At 41.6% G+C, this 16,160-nt stretch carries 18 protein-coding genes; 11 read left to right on the top strand and 7 right to left on the bottom strand.

Annotated features, from left to right (window positions below; translation table 11 throughout):
- Positions 1 to 27 precede the first annotated feature (27 nt).
- The 5 genes from rpoD (at position 28) to ABIE66_RS18345 (ending at position 4,536) form a co-directional block, all read left to right on the top strand.
- Entirely contained in the window at positions 28 to 1,161 is a 1,134-nt protein-coding gene (gene rpoD / locus ABIE66_RS18365; RefSeq protein WP_289315640.1) for an RNA polymerase sigma factor RpoD, read from the top strand.
- A 207-nt stretch (positions 1,162 to 1,368) separates the two neighbouring features.
- Positions 1,369 to 1,899 carry a hypothetical protein gene (locus tag ABIE66_RS18360; protein ID WP_370015828.1) on the top strand — a complete coding sequence of 177 codons (531 nt, stop codon included), beginning with the start codon at positions 1,369 to 1,371 and terminating at the stop codon, positions 1,897 to 1,899.
- Between the two features lie 235 nt (positions 1,900 to 2,134).
- Positions 2,135 to 2,503 (top strand): cytochrome c550, encoded by a 369-nt coding sequence (gene cccA, locus ABIE66_RS18355; RefSeq protein WP_370015827.1) that lies wholly within the window; start codon positions 2,135 to 2,137, stop codon positions 2,501 to 2,503.
- 216 nt (positions 2,504 to 2,719) lie between these two features.
- Positions 2,720 to 3,427, top strand: a complete 708-nt coding sequence (locus tag ABIE66_RS18350; RefSeq protein WP_289325781.1) for a tRNA (adenine(22)-N(1))-methyltransferase — start codon at positions 2,720 to 2,722, stop codon at positions 3,425 to 3,427.
- Complete coding sequence (locus ABIE66_RS18345; protein WP_370015825.1) at positions 3,424 to 4,536, top strand: Nif3-like dinuclear metal center hexameric protein; 1,113 nt, start codon at positions 3,424 to 3,426, stop codon at positions 4,534 to 4,536. The genes ABIE66_RS18350 and ABIE66_RS18345 overlap by 4 nt, the downstream gene beginning before the upstream one ends.
- Positions 4,537 to 4,583: 47 nt before the next feature.
- Here the strand turns inward: ABIE66_RS18345 and ABIE66_RS18340 are convergent, their stop codons facing one another.
- Together ABIE66_RS18340 and vrrA are read right to left on the bottom strand one after the other, a co-directional pair.
- On the bottom strand, positions 4,584 to 5,528 hold the full coding sequence (locus ABIE66_RS18340) for a 4-hydroxy-3-methylbut-2-enyl diphosphate reductase (RefSeq protein WP_289325779.1): 945 nt from the start codon (positions 5,526 to 5,528) through the stop codon (positions 4,584 to 4,586).
- Between the two features lie 127 nt (positions 5,529 to 5,655).
- Positions 5,656 to 6,345 (bottom strand): VrrA/YqfQ family protein, encoded by a 690-nt coding sequence (gene vrrA / locus ABIE66_RS18335; protein ID WP_370015823.1) that lies wholly within the window; start codon positions 6,343 to 6,345, stop codon positions 5,656 to 5,658.
- 667 nt (positions 6,346 to 7,012) lie between these two features.
- On the opposite strand from vrrA, the gene ABIE66_RS18330 reads away from it, so the two are divergent.
- Together ABIE66_RS18330 and ABIE66_RS18325 are read left to right on the top strand one after the other, a co-directional pair.
- On the top strand, positions 7,013 to 8,326 hold the full coding sequence (locus ABIE66_RS18330; RefSeq protein WP_370015821.1) for a DEAD/DEAH box helicase: 1,314 nt from the start codon (positions 7,013 to 7,015) through the stop codon (positions 8,324 to 8,326).
- 12 nt (positions 8,327 to 8,338) lie between these two features.
- Entirely contained in the window at positions 8,339 to 9,235 is an 897-nt protein-coding gene (locus ABIE66_RS18325) for a deoxyribonuclease IV (RefSeq protein WP_289315647.1), read from the top strand.
- A 98-nt stretch (positions 9,236 to 9,333) separates the two neighbouring features.
- On the opposite strand, the gene ABIE66_RS18320 is transcribed toward ABIE66_RS18325, so the two are convergent.
- Positions 9,334 to 9,594, bottom strand: a complete 261-nt coding sequence (locus ABIE66_RS18320; RefSeq protein ID WP_076365270.1) for a DUF2624 family protein — start codon at positions 9,592 to 9,594, stop codon at positions 9,334 to 9,336.
- A gap of 214 nt (positions 9,595 to 9,808) precedes the next feature.
- Here ABIE66_RS18320 and ABIE66_RS18315 point away from each other — a divergent pair, with 214 nt between their 5' ends.
- Genes ABIE66_RS18315 through ABIE66_RS18305 form a run of 3 tightly spaced genes read left to right on the top strand, consistent with a single transcriptional unit; the run spans position 9,809 to position 11,869 of the window.
- On the top strand, positions 9,809 to 10,573 hold the full coding sequence (locus tag ABIE66_RS18315; protein ID WP_370015820.1) for a metal ABC transporter ATP-binding protein: 765 nt from the start codon (positions 9,809 to 9,811) through the stop codon (positions 10,571 to 10,573).
- A 21-nt stretch (positions 10,574 to 10,594) separates the two neighbouring features.
- On the top strand, positions 10,595 to 11,428 hold the full coding sequence (locus ABIE66_RS18310; RefSeq protein WP_370015819.1) for a metal ABC transporter permease: 834 nt from the start codon (positions 10,595 to 10,597) through the stop codon (positions 11,426 to 11,428).
- A 15-nt stretch (positions 11,429 to 11,443) separates the two neighbouring features.
- Positions 11,444 to 11,869 carry a Fur family transcriptional regulator gene (locus ABIE66_RS18305; protein WP_370015817.1) on the top strand — a complete coding sequence of 142 codons (426 nt, stop codon included), beginning with the start codon at positions 11,444 to 11,446 and terminating at the stop codon, positions 11,867 to 11,869.
- 39 nt (positions 11,870 to 11,908) lie between these two features.
- On the opposite strand, the gene ABIE66_RS18300 is transcribed toward ABIE66_RS18305, so the two are convergent.
- Positions 11,909 to 12,493, bottom strand: coding sequence for a 5' nucleotidase, NT5C type (locus tag ABIE66_RS18300; protein WP_370015816.1), 585 nt, complete (start codon positions 12,491 to 12,493; stop codon positions 11,909 to 11,911).
- Between the two features lie 168 nt (positions 12,494 to 12,661).
- On the opposite strand from ABIE66_RS18300, the gene ABIE66_RS18295 reads away from it, so the two are divergent.
- Entirely contained in the window at positions 12,662 to 13,132 is a 471-nt protein-coding gene (locus ABIE66_RS18295; RefSeq protein ID WP_370015814.1) for a DUF4190 domain-containing protein, read from the top strand.
- A gap of 99 nt (positions 13,133 to 13,231) precedes the next feature.
- On the opposite strand, the gene ispG is transcribed toward ABIE66_RS18295, so the two are convergent.
- The 3 genes from ispG to ABIE66_RS18280 all read right to left on the bottom strand — a co-directional run bounded on the left by ispG (position 13,232) and on the right by ABIE66_RS18280 (position 16,085).
- Entirely contained in the window at positions 13,232 to 14,344 is a 1,113-nt protein-coding gene (gene ispG, locus ABIE66_RS18290; RefSeq protein ID WP_289318333.1) for a flavodoxin-dependent (E)-4-hydroxy-3-methylbut-2-enyl-diphosphate synthase, read from the bottom strand.
- A gap of 214 nt (positions 14,345 to 14,558) precedes the next feature.
- Entirely contained in the window at positions 14,559 to 14,891 is a 333-nt protein-coding gene (locus tag ABIE66_RS18285; RefSeq protein ID WP_370015813.1) for a hypothetical protein, read from the bottom strand.
- A gap of 426 nt (positions 14,892 to 15,317) precedes the next feature.
- Positions 15,318 to 16,085, bottom strand: coding sequence for a DUF1189 domain-containing protein (locus tag ABIE66_RS18280; protein ID WP_289325771.1), 768 nt, complete (start codon positions 16,083 to 16,085; stop codon positions 15,318 to 15,320).
- Between the last annotated feature and the right edge of the window lie 75 nt (positions 16,086 to 16,160).

The raw sequence follows: 16,160 nt of genomic DNA, 5'->3' as shown, positions 1-16,160 counted from the left end.
GTGTAAGTCCTGGAAGGAGGGGAACTAATGGCTGAAAAACCAGCACGTTCCAAACAAGTTGATAATGAATTTAGCCTTGAACAGGTGAAAGAAAAATTAATAGAGCTAGGTAAAAAACGAGGCTCTTTGACTTTAGAAAAAATCGCAGAAATGATTGGCGGTTTTGAGTTAGATTCCGATCAAATGGATGAGTTCTATGAGGTGTTAACAGAAAATAGTGTCGAAATACTCACGGATGGTGAGGAAGACGATGATGAAGATGATCCTGATGAGAAGAAACTTGCAAAAGAAGAAGAGTTTGACTTAAATGATTTAAGTGTTCCTCCCGGCGTTAAAATTAATGACCCGGTCCGTATGTATTTAAAGGAAATTGGACGGGTAGACCTTTTATCGGCAGAAGAGGAAATTTCTCTGGCTACTCGAATTGAAGATGGGGATGAAGAAGCGAAACGCCGTTTGGCTGAAGCTAACCTTCGTCTTGTTGTCAGTATTGCCAAGCGCTATGTCGGACGAGGAATGCTTTTCCTTGATTTGATTCAGGAAGGTAATATGGGACTTATCAAAGCGGTGGAAAAATTCGATTACCGCAAGGGATTCAAATTCAGTACCTATGCAACATGGTGGATTCGCCAAGCCATAACCCGTGCCATTGCCGACCAAGCAAGAACGATCCGGATACCGGTGCATATGGTGGAAACCATCAATAAATTGATCCGTGTCCAAAGACAGCTTCTTCAGGATTTAGGACGTGAACCTTCTCCGGAAGAAATTGCGGAGGATATGGACTTAACTCCTGAAAAAGTTCGTGAAATCTTGAAAATAGCTCAGGAGCCTGTTTCCCTGGAAACGCCAATAGGTGAAGAAGACGATTCCCATTTAGGTGATTTCATTGAAGATCAGGATGCGACTTCGCCATCGGAACATGCAGCATATGAACTATTGAAAGAACAGCTTGAAGACGTATTGGATACTCTTACTGATCGTGAAGAGAACGTCTTGAGACTCCGCTTTGGACTTGATGATGGCCGCACTCGGACACTTGAAGAGGTAGGTAAAGTGTTTGGAGTCACCCGCGAGCGTATCCGTCAAATCGAAGCGAAGGCGTTACGTAAACTGAGGCATCCAAGCCGCAGCAAACGCTTGAAAGATTTCTTGGAATAAAATATATAAGCCCTTAACAGAGCCCTCTTTGAATGCCCAGCGTTCGGGAGTGGCTTTTTTTTTGCAATCCGATGTAAAATTATCCATGTAAAAACAAAATTTATCCAGTTATCTATATAATGGAGATCTGTTTAACACGATAACTGAGTATCCACAACTTAGGTCAAGATCCGTTAAAAAAGAAATGCCCGCAAGGATGTGAAATTCATGGATGAGATGAGAAAGAAAATCATCATTAAAGAAATAAACTCCTGGAAGGAAAGTCGTATGCTTCCGGAGCAATATTGTAATTACCTGCTTGCATTGTACCGTCAAGGTGAACTGCCGCCATCAAATTCTAATAACACCGGGAGCGATATAAAGGACATTCTTTCCGGGCTGTTGATTGGGGCTCTTTTTGCATTTATTGTATTTTTGAATTATTTTACTGAAATACCCATAAGAATGCAAATGCTTATGACAACAATTTCAATCATTGTCTTTGGACTGGCGGTCCGCCGCTTTATAGGCAGGAAAATCATTTTTCAAATGGCATCGATGGGAATGGCACTATCCTTGCTTTTATTAACAGTCAGTTTGGCGGAATTCATGGCACCCGGCAAAGTGGACATCCTTTATGTTTTCTTGTTCATTAATTGCGGACTCTGGATTTTAATGGGCAAAAAACTGAAGCTGCTCCATTTCTCCCTGGCGGGAAGCTTGGGAGCAATGGTCACTTTTTACTTTTTATTAATATAATTCAATGACGAGCTAACGGTTTTAAATAATGAATTTAGGGTATTATGAAACATATGTAAGAAAAAGTAAAATTGTTTGGAAATATACATAAGTTTTTGACAATTTTAAGAAATTATATAATATCTTCTATTTTTGGGCTTTTACTTGAAACTCTTTTCAAGTAAAATAATATATAGCTGTTTGTATATAATATTAAATATGGTAAGTTTAGGTTCTACATAGGGGAGGAAATACTATGAATCGCAATGCAGTAATGCCTTTTATTATTATCATGGTTTTTGGTATTGGACTTATGTTTTTACTTTCGTTTAAAGGTTTGGGTGATGCCAAAGATCTTGCTAAGGAAAAAGAGGGCGGCGAAAAGACAGAAGAAACAGAAAGTGCCTCTGCATCACCTGAGGACATTTATAAGCAAAACTGTATCTCTTGTCATGGTAACGCCTATCAAGGCGGTGTCGGACCTGCTCTAAAAGGAGTTAGCGATCGACTGTCGGTCGATGAGGTTAAAAACGTGATCACTAATGGACGGGGTGCCATGCCACCAGGCTTAGTCGAAGAACAGAACATTGACGCCATGGCCGAATATATTCATGGACTGAAATAATTCACGAAACTGACTCAAGAAATCGTTGGAAGGCGAACTTTTTGAGTCAGTTTTCTTTTATTCCAAAAAGGAAGATTCCGGATGGAAGGTTCCCTTTGCCCAGTGATAGAAAGACCCATGTTTCTCCTTCCTGTAATTTTTCGATTGAACTTGGTATAATCGAATGGGAAACTAATTATATGCAAGACATTATTTGAATTAAGAGAGTTGATAAATATGAATCATGAGAAACTATCGATGAGATTAGAACGTGTTGCCATACATATACCAAAAGGAAGTATCCTTGCAGATATAGGGTCCGACCATGCTTACTTGCCGTGCTATGCGGTGACTAACGGCCTGTGTGACAGTGCTATAGCCGGTGAGGTTGTAGAAGGGCCCTATCAGTCAGCCCGCAAGCAAGTGGCCATAACGGGGCTCGGGGACAAGATAGAGGTACGTAAAGGAGACGGGCTTGAAGTATTGAATCCCGATGAAGCGACATGCATTACGATAGCAGGCATGGGAGGCACTTTAATATCAAGTATATTGGAAAGCGGAAAAGGAAAACTCGGCAAGGCGGAAAGGCTTATCCTTCAGCCTAATGTCGGTGCAGCGAATGTCCGCAGCTGGCTAATCGATAACGGCTGGGAACTTAGTGGAGAGGAAATCCTTGAGGAAGATGGGAAAATCTACGAAATCTTAATTGCTGAAAAAGGGGACCCGCTTCGCCCTTATCGTGTAAACATGCAAACCGGCCTGATTTTCGGTCCTTACTTAAGAAAGCAATTCAGTGACATTTTCATAAAAAAATGGCAGCTTGAGAAAAAACATTTGGAAAGAATCATCGAACAATTGGATGAAAGCGGACGAAGCGGATTGGAAACGAAACGCAATGAATTAAAATCCCAAATTTCCGTAATTGAGGAGGTGCTTAAAGGTTGAAGACAGTAAATGGTCACAAAATCATTGAAATGTTTGAACAATTCTCCCCGAAGCAATATGCAATGGAGGGAGATCCTATCGGTTTGCATGTCGGGCAGCTGAATAAGCCGGTTACTAAAGTGATGATTGCCCTTGATGTATTGGAAGAGGTTGTGGACGAAGCGATAGAACATGGCGTGGAATTAATCATCGCTCATCACCCGCTTATATACCGACCATTGAAAAGAATCGATACAATGGCTACTGGAGGCCGGATCATAGAAAAACTGATCAAACATGATATCGCTGTTTATGCTGCACATACCAATCTGGATGTAGCTAAGGGTGGAGTAAATGATTTACTTGCCGAAGCGCTCCAATTGCAGGACACAGAAGTATTGGTTCCTACTTACGAGACGGTCCTAAAAAAATTGGTCGTATATGTTCCGGAGGCAGATGAACAAAAGGTGAGGGAAGCCTTAGGTAAGGCAGGTGCCGGAGCAATTGGGGATTACAGCCAGTGTTCGTTTTCTGGAAAAGGTACAGGACGCTTCCTGCCAGGTGAAGGCAGTGAACCGGTAATCGGCACCAAAGGAAAGCTTGAAGCGGTAGCTGAAATGCGGGTTGAGATGATATTCCCGGAAAATATCGAGAAGAAAGTGCTTGCTGCGATGATTAAAGCCCATCCATATGAGGAAGTTGCTCACGATATATATAAACTGGAGAATAAAGGGGAGTCACTTGGCTTAGGAAAGATTGGTGTACTTGCTGAAGAAATGACACTTCAACAGTTTGCTGAACATGTGAAGCGGACACTTGATGTGGAAAAGGTACGTGTCGTTGGAGATTTGCAAAGCCCGATAAAAAAAGTGGCCGTGTTGGGCGGAGACGGGAATAAATACTTTACGACGGCAAAATTCAAGGGTGCTGATGTATATGTTACAGGTGATATGTATTACCATACAGCCCATGACGCGATGATGATTGGCTTGAATATTGTGGACCCAGGCCACAATGTTGAAAAGGTGATGAAAAAAGGCGTGGCACGAATCCTTGAAGAAATGTGTCGCGATTACGATGTGGAATTCATTCCATCCCAGCTGAATACCGACCCTTTCCGCTTCATTTAAATAAAACGAAAAAAGGCAGCCATAGTGGCTGCCTTTTCTTGTGTGTATCATTTTTTCACTTTAATCTTAGGTAAAATTTTATGCAATGGCGTTTTCTTTTCGGTATTCCAAGTCAATTCATCATTTGCTTCATATTGCTCTAGAAAAGCGATAACTTCCTTCGTTATCGGAGTTGGTGTAGAAGCCCCAGAAGTGACTGCAACCGTTTCTGCATCCTTTAGCCATTCAAGGTTCAGCTCGGAAATGTCAGCGATGCGATAAGCTCTCGTGCTGGCAATTTCTTCGGATACTTGTGCAAGGCGGTTTGAATTATTACTCTTGGGATCTCCGACGACGATTAAAACATCAGCTTCGCCTGCTTGCTGGGCAACCGCTTCTTGGCGTACCTGTGTCGCTAAACAAATTTCCTTATGGACTTCGGCATGTGGGAATTTTTCCTTAACCTTATCCATGATATCCAAAACATCCCATTGGCTCATCGTTGTTTGATTGGTCACAATGATCTTATCACTATTCAATGTCAAGGCTTCAACATCTTCATCCTTCTGAACCAGGTGTACGACATCGGGTGCAACTCCGACTGCGCCCTCAGGTTCCGGATGGCCTTTCTTGCCAATATAAATAATTTGATAACCTTCCGCTTCTTTTTCCCGAATTAAGTCATGAGTTGCGGTAACATCGGGACACGTTGCATCAAGCGTAACAAGCCCTTTTTTCTCAGCGATCTTCCTAATCTCAGGGGAAACGCCGTGAGCAGTGAAGATGACAGTTCCGCTGTCCACCTGTTCAATGATATCGTTACGGTTGCTGCCGTCCAACGTGATGATGCCTTCCTCTTCAAACGCATCAGTCACATGTTTGTTATGCACGATCATTCCTAAAATGTAAATGGGGCGTGGCAAGGTTTTATCTAAAGCCGCATTTCGGGCGATGACCATGGCATCGACAACGCCATAACAATAGCCGCGCGGGGAAATTTTAATCACTTTCATCTATGTGTCCTCCTTCAAGGCAAGAAACTCTCACTTTTTATACCTTTCTATTATATAAGACCATAGATGATATTACAAAACATCCTATTTGCATAAATTCGGTTACTGGTAAAAATTTTTTATACCTTTAAATATAAAGCTTTGGACCGGATGACCTTTCCCTTTTGGTATTGTTACGAACTTGGGCGATGGGTTTAGCTTTTACTTTTTTCTTCGAATCGGTTTTTACCGCACTGTTTTTTACCTCACTTTTTTTTGCCTCTACATTAGGCCCGCTTTCAACGGGAGTTTCCTGGTCCCCGGTATCACCGGCTGACGATATGCTCCGGAAAACTTTCCACATTGAAGGCAGATTTTTGATCACTGGTCCGTATTGTTCCACCATAGGGGTGAATTGTTCGGCTGCCTGCAGCACCTTTTGCGTATTGGAAAGCATATTGTTCAGGGAATCGGGGTTTTTTAGTGTTTCTAAGATACCGCCTCCGCTGCTTCTTGAAGAACTTTGGTTAGTGGAACCAGCTGGAGCAAACAAGTTAGGCGAACCAGCTTTTTGTTTTGACTTACCAAGTATCTTTGACAATAGCCCTTCCTTCTTTGCAGGCGGCATTTCCTGGCGCTGCGGTTGGGTGAAAGGACCTCGGAAACCTTGAGGTCCCTGTGGCCCCTGCGGTCTGTTTTGTATAATTGGCTGCCGCATCTGCTGATAAGGGTGGGGGGGTTGTGGTGTTTGCCTGAATGGAGCAGGGAGCTGTTGCATTCTTCGACCATTGGGTGACTGAAAACCGGGTCCGAATTGACGATTTCTATCTGGGAACATGGGTTTCACCTCCTCTATGTTATTATGCTGGTGTATTCTTCTATATAAAATATGCAGCTCGACAAAAAAGGTTTGAGGAAAGAGTGACTGGGCAGTTGTGAAGTGACCGGAAAGAAGGTAAGATGGTAACGGTAGTCTTTTAGCTCCATGTCTGCGGGGGATACGCTATGACCAGGACAGGGGCTTTTCGTTTGCAAGAGTCCAACTTAAGAGAACTAACCTCAGCGCTTGCGCTTTTTGTATAATCCAGCTTCAGCGCCCAGCTCGTTGTGAAAAAGATGATGGACCACATAAGGCAAAAGAACGCCTTACGGGTCAATCCCTATTTTCTTCACGAGCAACCCAGGCGCTTGCGCTTTTTGTATAATCCAGCTTCAGCGCCCAGCTCGTTGTGAAAAAGATGATGGACGACATAAGGCAAAAGAGCGCCTTATGGGTCAATCCCTATTTTCTTCACGAGCAACCCAGGCGCTTGCGCTTTTTGTATAATCCAGCTTCAGCGCCCAGCTCGTTGTGAAAAAGATGATGGACCACATAAGGCAAAAGAACGCCTTACGGGTCAATCCCTATTTTCTTCACGAGCAACCCAGGCGCTTGCGCTTTTTGTATAAAATTTATTATAATAACAGGACATGTCTAATGACTGACAGGATAAAGGAGTTTTTTGATGAAACAAAACCAATTTGAACGATTTAATTTGAAAAGCTACATTCTAGATGCGGTTCGTACTTTAGGGTTCGATAAGCCGACGGAAATTCAAGAGCGTGTGCTTCCGTCGCTTTTAAAGGGAAGTAGCTTAATTGGACAGTCGCAGACAGGTACAGGAAAGACACATTCCTATTTGCTGCCGATTATGAACAGGCTTGATGCTGGTAAAAATGAGGTTCAAGCGATTATTTCCGCACCAACCCGTGAGTTAGCGAACCAAATCTACAAAGAAGCTTTGAAAATTGCCGACCATTTCCCTGAGGATGAGCAGATTCAAGTCCGTTGTTTCATCGGTGGTACTGATAAACAGCGAATGATTGATAAATTGAAGACACAACCTCAACTGGTAATCGGTACGCCAGGCCGGATCAAGGATTTGGTTGAAGCTCAGGCACTTCAAGTGTATACAGCAAAAATGCTTGTAGTAGATGAAGCGGACCTTATGCTAGACATGGGATTCCTTGAAGATGTCGATGTATTTGCATCACGTATGGCTGAAAAAATTCAAATGCTTGTCTTTTCGGCAACCATCCCGGAAAAATTAAAGCCGTTTTTGAATAAATATATGGAGAACCCAAAGTATGTTCAAGTGAATCCCAAGCAGGCAACCGCTGCGAAAATTGAACATGTTCTCGTACCGCTTCGCCACCGAAACAGAGAGCAGTTACTTCATGATATCATCGTTCGATATAATCCATATTTGGCGATAGTTTTCACGAACACAAAAAAAATGGCGGATCATGTGGCGAATTCCTTGATCGAAAAAGGGTTGAATGTCGGTCGTATTCATGGGGATTTAACGCCTCGTGAGCGTAAAAAAATGATGAAGCAAATCAATGATTTGGAGTATCAATTCATTGTTGCTACAGATCTGGCTTCCCGTGGAATCGATATTGAAGGTGTAAGTCATATCATAAACTATGAATTGCCTTCAGATTTGGATTTTTACATCCATAGGACGGGAAGGACGGCTCGTGCAGGATATTCTGGCATTGCCACTACCATTTATAATACATCCGATGAAGATTCATTGAACCGCCTTGAAAAAATGGGCATTGAATTCCGTGATGCCGATATCCAAAACGGTGATTGGGTTGATATCGATGAACGTAATAAACGTAAAAACCGTAAAAAACAAAAATCTGATATCGATGTTAAAGCGAGCAGGCACGTCAAGAAGCCAACTAAAGTCAAGCCAGGTTACAAGAAGAAAATTCAACGTGATGTGGAAAACTTTAAAAAACGTGAACGTCGTATACAGAGAAAGAAATAAGGGAGAAATCAGATGCTGAAGATTGGATCGCATGTTTCAATGAGCGGGAAAAATATGCTTCTTGCTGCGAGTCAAGAAGCGGCTTCATATGGCTCCAACACATTCATGATCTATACGGGGGCCCCTCAAAATACAAGACGTAAAAAAATCGAGGATTTAAATATCGAAGCCGGAAGACTGCATATGGAAGAGAATGGAATCAGTGATATCGTAGTCCATGCCCCGTATATCATCAATATAGGAAATACTACGAATCCAGCCACATACGAGCTGGGAGTCAACTTCTTACGTAGCGAAATCGATCGGACCGAAGCGATTGGTGCAAGGCAGATCGTACTTCATCCAGGTGCGCATGTTGGTGCAGGCAGTGAACTGGGCATCAAGAGAATCATCGAGGGTTTGAATGAAGTGCTTACTGCTGATGATAAAGTTCAGATCGCCCTTGAAACGATGGCGGGTAAAGGTACTGAATGTGGCAGGTCTTTCGAGGAGTTAGCGATGATCATTGATGGTGTGACCCATAATGAAAAATTATCGGTATGCTTCGATACTTGCCATACTCACGATGCAGGATATAATATCATTGAGGATTTTGATGGCGTACTGAATGAATTTGATAAATTGGTCGGTATTGAACGTATCAAGGTACTTCATATAAACGATAGCAAAAACGAACGCGGCATGCGTAAAGACCGCCATGAAAACATAGGATTTGGTCATATCGGTTTTAAAGCGTTGAATGATATTGTCCACCATCCGCAATTAAGCACTGTTCCAAAAATCTTGGAAACACCTTATGTGGGGGAAGACAAGAAAGACAAAAAGGCACCTTATAAATTTGAAATAGATATGTTCAAGAATAATCAATTTGAAGAAGATTTATTGGAAAAGATCAGATTCCAACAATAATCATAATAGAAAGGGACGATTCATCTTTATTTTGATGAATCGTCCTTTCATTTTACATTGGTTTAAGTATGACGTTCAAATTCAGGAAGTAGGCCAAGTTAAAAGGTGGAAGTAAGGTTGTTAAAGAGGGATTCTATTTCCCTGGCTGTGCTTGCACCGGCAACTTTTGTAATTTGACCAAGTACGTTCTGTCTTTGACGTATATCAAAAATGTTAATATTTTTACCTGCTAGAAGTGCAGTGATATCCTGTGCTTGCTTTTGGGTGAGTGCAACCTTGTGCTGCTTAGCAAGGGAAAGCAGTTCATCTGGGCGTATGTTGTTGATTTTATGATTGACCATCATTTCAAATAATTTCAAACGATCTCCTCCTTTGTTAAAACATATGAAGGAGGAAGACGTATGTGAACATGAAACTTTGTTTGATTTGAGGGAATTTGGTTCCGCTAACGTTTTTTGGTGGTTCTGGGCGGATGGGCACTTGTTTTGAGGACCGGATTCTTTACATCTGGACTTCTTTGATTTATACTAACGATTGTTAATCGTAATGATTCTTAAAAAATAGGTGATCTCTTTGGATAATGTAGTAAACCCCATAGTTAAATTAGAAGATATATCTTACAAATATACAAAAGATCTAGTGCTGGAACATGTTTCGCTTGAAATTCCTAGAGGTGCCTTCTTAGCTATCGTCGGGCCGAATGGATCCGGTAAGTCAACACTTTTGAAATTGCTGCTTGGTCTGTTCAAGCTTCAAAAGGGAAAAATTGAGTTATTCGGGGAAGATATACGACGATTTAAAGATTGGCAAAAGGTCGGGTTCGTTTCCCAAAAGGCGAACTCCTTCAACTCTGGATTCCCTGCCACTGTATTTGAAGTGGTTCAAAGCGGTTTGACCAAAAAAATAGGATTATTCAAGTTTGCTGGTAAAGAGGATAAGCAAAAGGTGAAGAAGGCCTTGGAATCAGTGGACATGCTTGAGTATCAGAACCGCAATATCGGAGAATTGTCCGGAGGGCAGCAACAGAGGGTATTCATTGCCCGTTCACTGGTCAGCGAGCCGGAATTGATGATATTGGATGAGCCCACGGTTGGCGTTGATTCAAAGAACGTCCACCAATTTTATGAAATGCTTGAGATGTTGAATAAAAAATTAGGAATAACCCTGATTTTAGTAACCCATGATGTTGGTACTGTGACCGATAAAGTCACACATGTCGCCTGTTTAAATAAAAAGCTTCATTTTCACGGGGATGCCTGTGAATATAATGAGTTGAATGAAGGCGAGCTCTCGTCCATTTATGGACATGGGGTCCAATTTTTAAATCATGATCATTAATATGTTTTGGAGGATAGCCCAATGATATCGGGGATATTGCAATTTGAATTTTTGCAGAACGCATTCTTGACCGGAATCATCATCGGAGCGATTGCGCCATTAGTGGGCGTTTTTGTCGTGGTAAGGCGGATGTCGATGATTTCCGATGCGCTCAGTCATGTAGCGCTTGCTGGTATAGCGTTTAGTTTACTGCTTCAGAAGAGCTTTCTATCTCTAGCAGGATTGAATCCACTTTATATAGGGATGGCTTTTTCTGTAGGTGGTTCATTATTCATTGAAAAATTAAGAGGGGTTTACAAGCATTACCAAGAGCTTGCAATCCCGATTATTATGTCCGGCGGCATGGGTCTTAGTGTCATTTTCATATCCATTGCAGATGGTTTCAATACGGATTTATATGGTTATTTATTCGGCAGTGTAAGTGCCGTCAGCCGGGCGGACTTGTATGTCATATTGGCAGTGGGGATAGTCGTTGCCTTGATGCTAACCCTCTTGTATAAAGAATTATTTCTGTTATCTTTTGATGAAGAGCACGCGAAAGCGTCCGGAATACCTTATAAAGCCATTCATTTTATTTTCATTGTCATGGTAGCATTGGTCATTGCCGCTTCCATGAAAATAATTGGAATATTACTGGTTTCTTCGCTCATGACGCTCCCGGTAGCAGCTAGTCTCCGCTTTGCGAAGGGCTTTAAGCAGATGATTGTTTTTTCGGTATTATTCGGTGAAATATCTGTCATAGGCGGATTGTTTTTATCATACAACCTTGATCTCGCTCCTGGTGGGACCATTGTAATAATAGCTGTGCTAATTCTCATCTTGTCAATTTTGTTTGATAAGTGGAAAAATCGATAGATGGGGTGATTTTTTTTGAACGTAACTACTGCCATGCAATTATTAAAAGATAAAGGTTTTAAACATACAGGAAAGAGGGAGGAAATGCTTCAGCTTTTCTCTTCCAGCGATAAATATTTAACGGCAAAAGATGTTTTGGAGAATATGAAAAAAGACTATCCAGGGTTAAGTTTCGATACGATTTACAGGAATCTTTCCTTATTTGTCGAACTAGGCATCTTTGAAGCGACCGAGTTGGAAGGGGAAAAGCATTTTCGCTTTACTTGCGGTCATTCCTCCCACCATCACCACTTCATCTGTTTGAATTGTGGAAAAACGAAAGAAATCGAATTGTGCCCGATGCAGGAACTTCAGGAAAGCTTGAAGGACTATGATGTTTCGGGGCATAAATTTGAAATTTACGGACGCTGTCCCGCATGTAGCATATCTTTGGAAGCATAAAAAAACCATCGACCCTCGGTCAATGGTTTTTTTCTTGTATCATTTTATGGCTGCAGGTTTACCTGACATCCAAGTATTCACCCAGACTGATGCTTCTTGCCAATTGTTGACCCGAATCACCCTTTCAGGCACAGGATCTTGGTTGTAAGGAGTATTAAATAAAATCACGGGTATTTTACACTCCTCCGAAATGGCCACTGCATTATCGTGCTTGTCCTCTAAAAACAGGTCGATATCAAATTTCTTGGCTGCAGCCACTTTATCGTGTGAACCTACAAGCTCTATATGATCATAAAGGACTTGATTCGTCGTGAACCAGTTCTTCGTTACATCCAATAAACGGGAGCTCCTGGCACTGATGAAATATAAGTTGGCTTTTTCTGTCCATTTTTCCAATACATCTTTCGCTCCTTCAGCCAATAAAGATTCGGAATAGATGAGTGGCTCCGTTTCAATGAACCATTTAGTGAATTCTTCTTTTGGAACATTCACGAAAGGGAATAAGTCGTACTCCGTAATGTCTTCATAAGCTAAATTTAGCTGAAAAGCTTTATTTAAAAAGGGGACCATGGAATCTGGTCTCGTAACAGTCCCGTCTATATCAATGCCAAAACGTTTTTTCATGATGAATCTCTCCTCATTTTCAATACTTGTAATAGTGTAACATATACCATCATAGCTTTGGTAAAAACCCATATTTATTTCCAAGACATGAAACCATTTTCACGATGGATTCTAGCAATTTTTACATACACTATAAATGCTCCACAAACGAAAGTGAGGGATGCAAGAATGGAAAAAGATCAATACTCCAGTATTGACGATGAGATGCAATTGGCTAAAGAGGGCAGTGATCCATCCGTTGTGGATGATCAACATCATGAGCGGTACTATAATGAAGATACACCTTCAGATGACAGACGATATGAAAGTCGCGGGACCGATGCCAATTTGGATAACCGCTATCAGGAAGAAACGTCTGCCGAAATTTCAACACCACCTCAGCGAATCAGGACATATAGGGATGACGAGTCTGCAGGTGCTGCTGATTCCGGGGATGTGGCATCAAGAGGGAAAGTTATTGGTGTCATAGCTTTGATCATCTCCATTTTATCGTTATTCATGATGCCTTTCATCTTAGGGGTTGTGGGTATCATTGTAGGGATAGTGGCAAGAAGCCGAGGATCGAACATGGGTACTTGGGCCATAGTCATAGGTGCAATCTCCATCATCGTTGGCATATTCATCCTGCCATTCTTTTAAGCGTTATGAAACCCTTTGATGTCATTTCTCCAAAATGCATCAAAGGGTTTTTCAAATAAAAAAAAAAATCCCGATAATGAAAATTCGGGATTTTTTGCTTTATTTATTTAGTAAAGCTGCAGCAGCAGCTTCGGCTCTTTGTTTTTCATAGTACTCTTCAGCAATTTTGTCAATTTCCTTTTTCAGTTCCTCGACCATCGTCTCTTCAGGCACTTTACGAACAATCTGACCTTTTCTAAACAGCAAACCTTCACCACGAGCCCCGGCTATGCCGATATCAGCCTCACGGGCTTCCCCAGGACCGTTTACAGCACAACCAAGCACTGATACCTTGATTGGTGCTTTAATCGTCTGGATGTACTCTTCAACCTCATTCGCGATGGAGATTAAATCAATTTCGATTCGACCGCAAGTAGGGCAGGAAATTAAAGTGGCCATGTTAGAAGCAAGGCCAAATACTTTTAGGAGCTCCCTTGCCACCTTCACCTCTTCGACAGGATCGGCACTTAAGGAAACACGCATCGTGCTTCCAATACCTTGACTTAGGATTGCACCTAGTCCGGCAGCACTTTTTACTGTTCCGGAGAACAGTGTACCTGATTCCGTGATCCCAAGATGTAAAGGGTAATCGAATGCTTTTGAAGCTTTTTCATATGCTTCGATGGCTAAATTTACATCGGAAGCTTTCATGGAAACGATAATGTCATGAAAATCGAGATCTTCCAGGATCTTGATATGGTGTAAAGCACTTTCTACCATTCCATCAGCAGTTGGGTACCCATATTTATCCAGGATTTTCTTTTCAAGAGAACCGGCATTGACCCCGATGCGGATTGGAATTCCTTTGGCCTTCGCAGCTTTCACGACTGCCTCAACCTTTTCACGGCGTCCGATGTTACCGGGATTTATCCTGATTTTATCCGCTCCGCCTTCAATGGCCTTCAGAGCAAGTTTATAATCGAAATGAATATCGACTACAAGAGGGATGTTAATCCGTTTTTTTATTTCAGGGATTGCATCGGCTGCCCTTTCATCCGGACATGCGACCCGTACGATTTGGCATCCCGCTTCTTCAAGACGAAGGATCTCTGCAACCGTTGCTTCAACATCATGTGTTTTTGTAGTTGTCATGCTTTGTACTATAACTTCATTATTGCCGCCAATCGTTAAGTTTCCGACTTTAATTGGCCGCGTCTTGGTGCGATGTATGATTTCACTCAAGTGGAATTCTCTCCTTTAGGAAAAAATCAGTTTTGATTTTTAATTTGCTTCTCTCAAATATTGTATCAATGTACATACCGGTTGACAAGGAAATAGGACGCAATATCTTTTTTCAACATGAAGGATTCCCTATTCCTGGATATATTCGTTGCATGGAAACCCCTCTTAATGGTTCTTGGGAAGGGGGAGTTCTCCATTAAGACGATTATTTATAAACGGGTATCTTATATGTTTTGCCAATTTGCATATTTTCGGGCTGCAATCCTTCATTCAAACTTTGAAAGTCAGAGATGATCGTTTCGATTGGCTGTTTGGATCCGCCTTTTTCCGTTTCAACGATGGAGAGTAAGGTATCCCCGGGTTTCATGGTGATTTCTTTATAAGCAGCAGATGGTGCGGATGCAGGCTGGCTGGCCGGGACGGCCGGTTCGCTTGTAGTGGCCGGTGGATGGGAAGCCGGCAGGGTCCCCGTAGTCAGATCGAAATAAATAATAAATAAAGTGAAACAGAATGAGATAAAAAGCAGTAGCCGTTTCAATTTTCCATCCTCCCAAGCTTGTCTTTAATTCATATATACTTGGAAGGGTCCGAAAATATGCCTAAAAATGGGCGGTTTTTCAAATGGAATATGGGGTACCATTCAAATTCTCTATTTCAGTTGAGTAAAATCCTTATTTGAATGGGAGCTAAGAAAGGAGCTGATCTCCTTTGTAGTCAGACCAATCTTTCTTGCCTGCATTATAAGTAACAACCACTGTACATCAATATTATTCTCCTTCACGTCTATCACCTCTTAATTACTATTTCAAGTATAAGTATAGGAATAACTTGGTGAGTATTTTGTCGAATTAAGTAGATATGAAAAAATGATGACTGTAGTCATATGCGGGGAAAGGATTACCCGATTATTAGCAAAAGAAAAAGATCCGCACCAGGATGGATCCGGATCTTTTTCTTTTTAAAATCAATCTTCGATCTTATTAGTTGATGTTTCTTTAATGGATAAATATAACATCATCAATGTCACAAACCAGCTAATGATTGAAGCGAATGGAACCGTTGCTTGAAAAGCATCCATGATAGTGAAGAATATGGTGGCAAGCGTAATGCTGTAAGCACTAATTCTCCATAAATGCCTATAGGAAAGCGAACGGCCAAGGGCATTTTTGAAAAGAAGACCGAAAGCGGCAAGGATTGTCACTTTAATGAAAATTCCGCTGGCAGTAAACAGGTATAATATAAGTAGTAGCAACGGAAGGATGATCGGTAGCACAGATTCGACTGAATCAAGCCAAGTGGATATGTCCTGATTATCTCCTTCCAAAAGTGAATATGGAGAGGATTGCACGTTGCCTCCAGATACGAAAACCAGATCAGACTTTAAAAGAGCGACAGCCTCATCAGCTTTTGCAGCCACTTCTTCCGGGGTTAAGGCTCCCGTACCATCTACAAAAATTTGATAACCGTTTTTATTCAAGCTAAATGGTTCACCTTCTTCAGTCGTCAACGTGCCATTTTTGATTTCAAATGCCGGCAAGTCTTCGGATACTGTTTCATGCATGGCATCTATCCCGTCAACTATCATTGTACCGAAATAATAAGCTGAAGGGAGAAAGGCGATTAGACTTATAAAGAATACGAATAAAATCGTTTTCCCGATACCTTGGTTTTGAAAGGAAGCGATATCTTTAGGAGAATATAAGCTTACCCATAGTTGTTTGAATATGTTCAATGTTTTCAGCACCTAACTATATAAGATTCCTAACCAATTTTAACTATATGGGAAAAATAAAACAACCTGTATTCT

This window comes from Peribacillus sp. B2I2, assembly GCF_041261685.1.
GTDB lineage: Bacteria > Bacillota > Bacilli > Bacillales > DSM-1321 > Peribacillus.
Note: the sequence above shows the minus strand (reverse complement) of the source record. Positions and strands in the feature narration are given on the sequence as shown.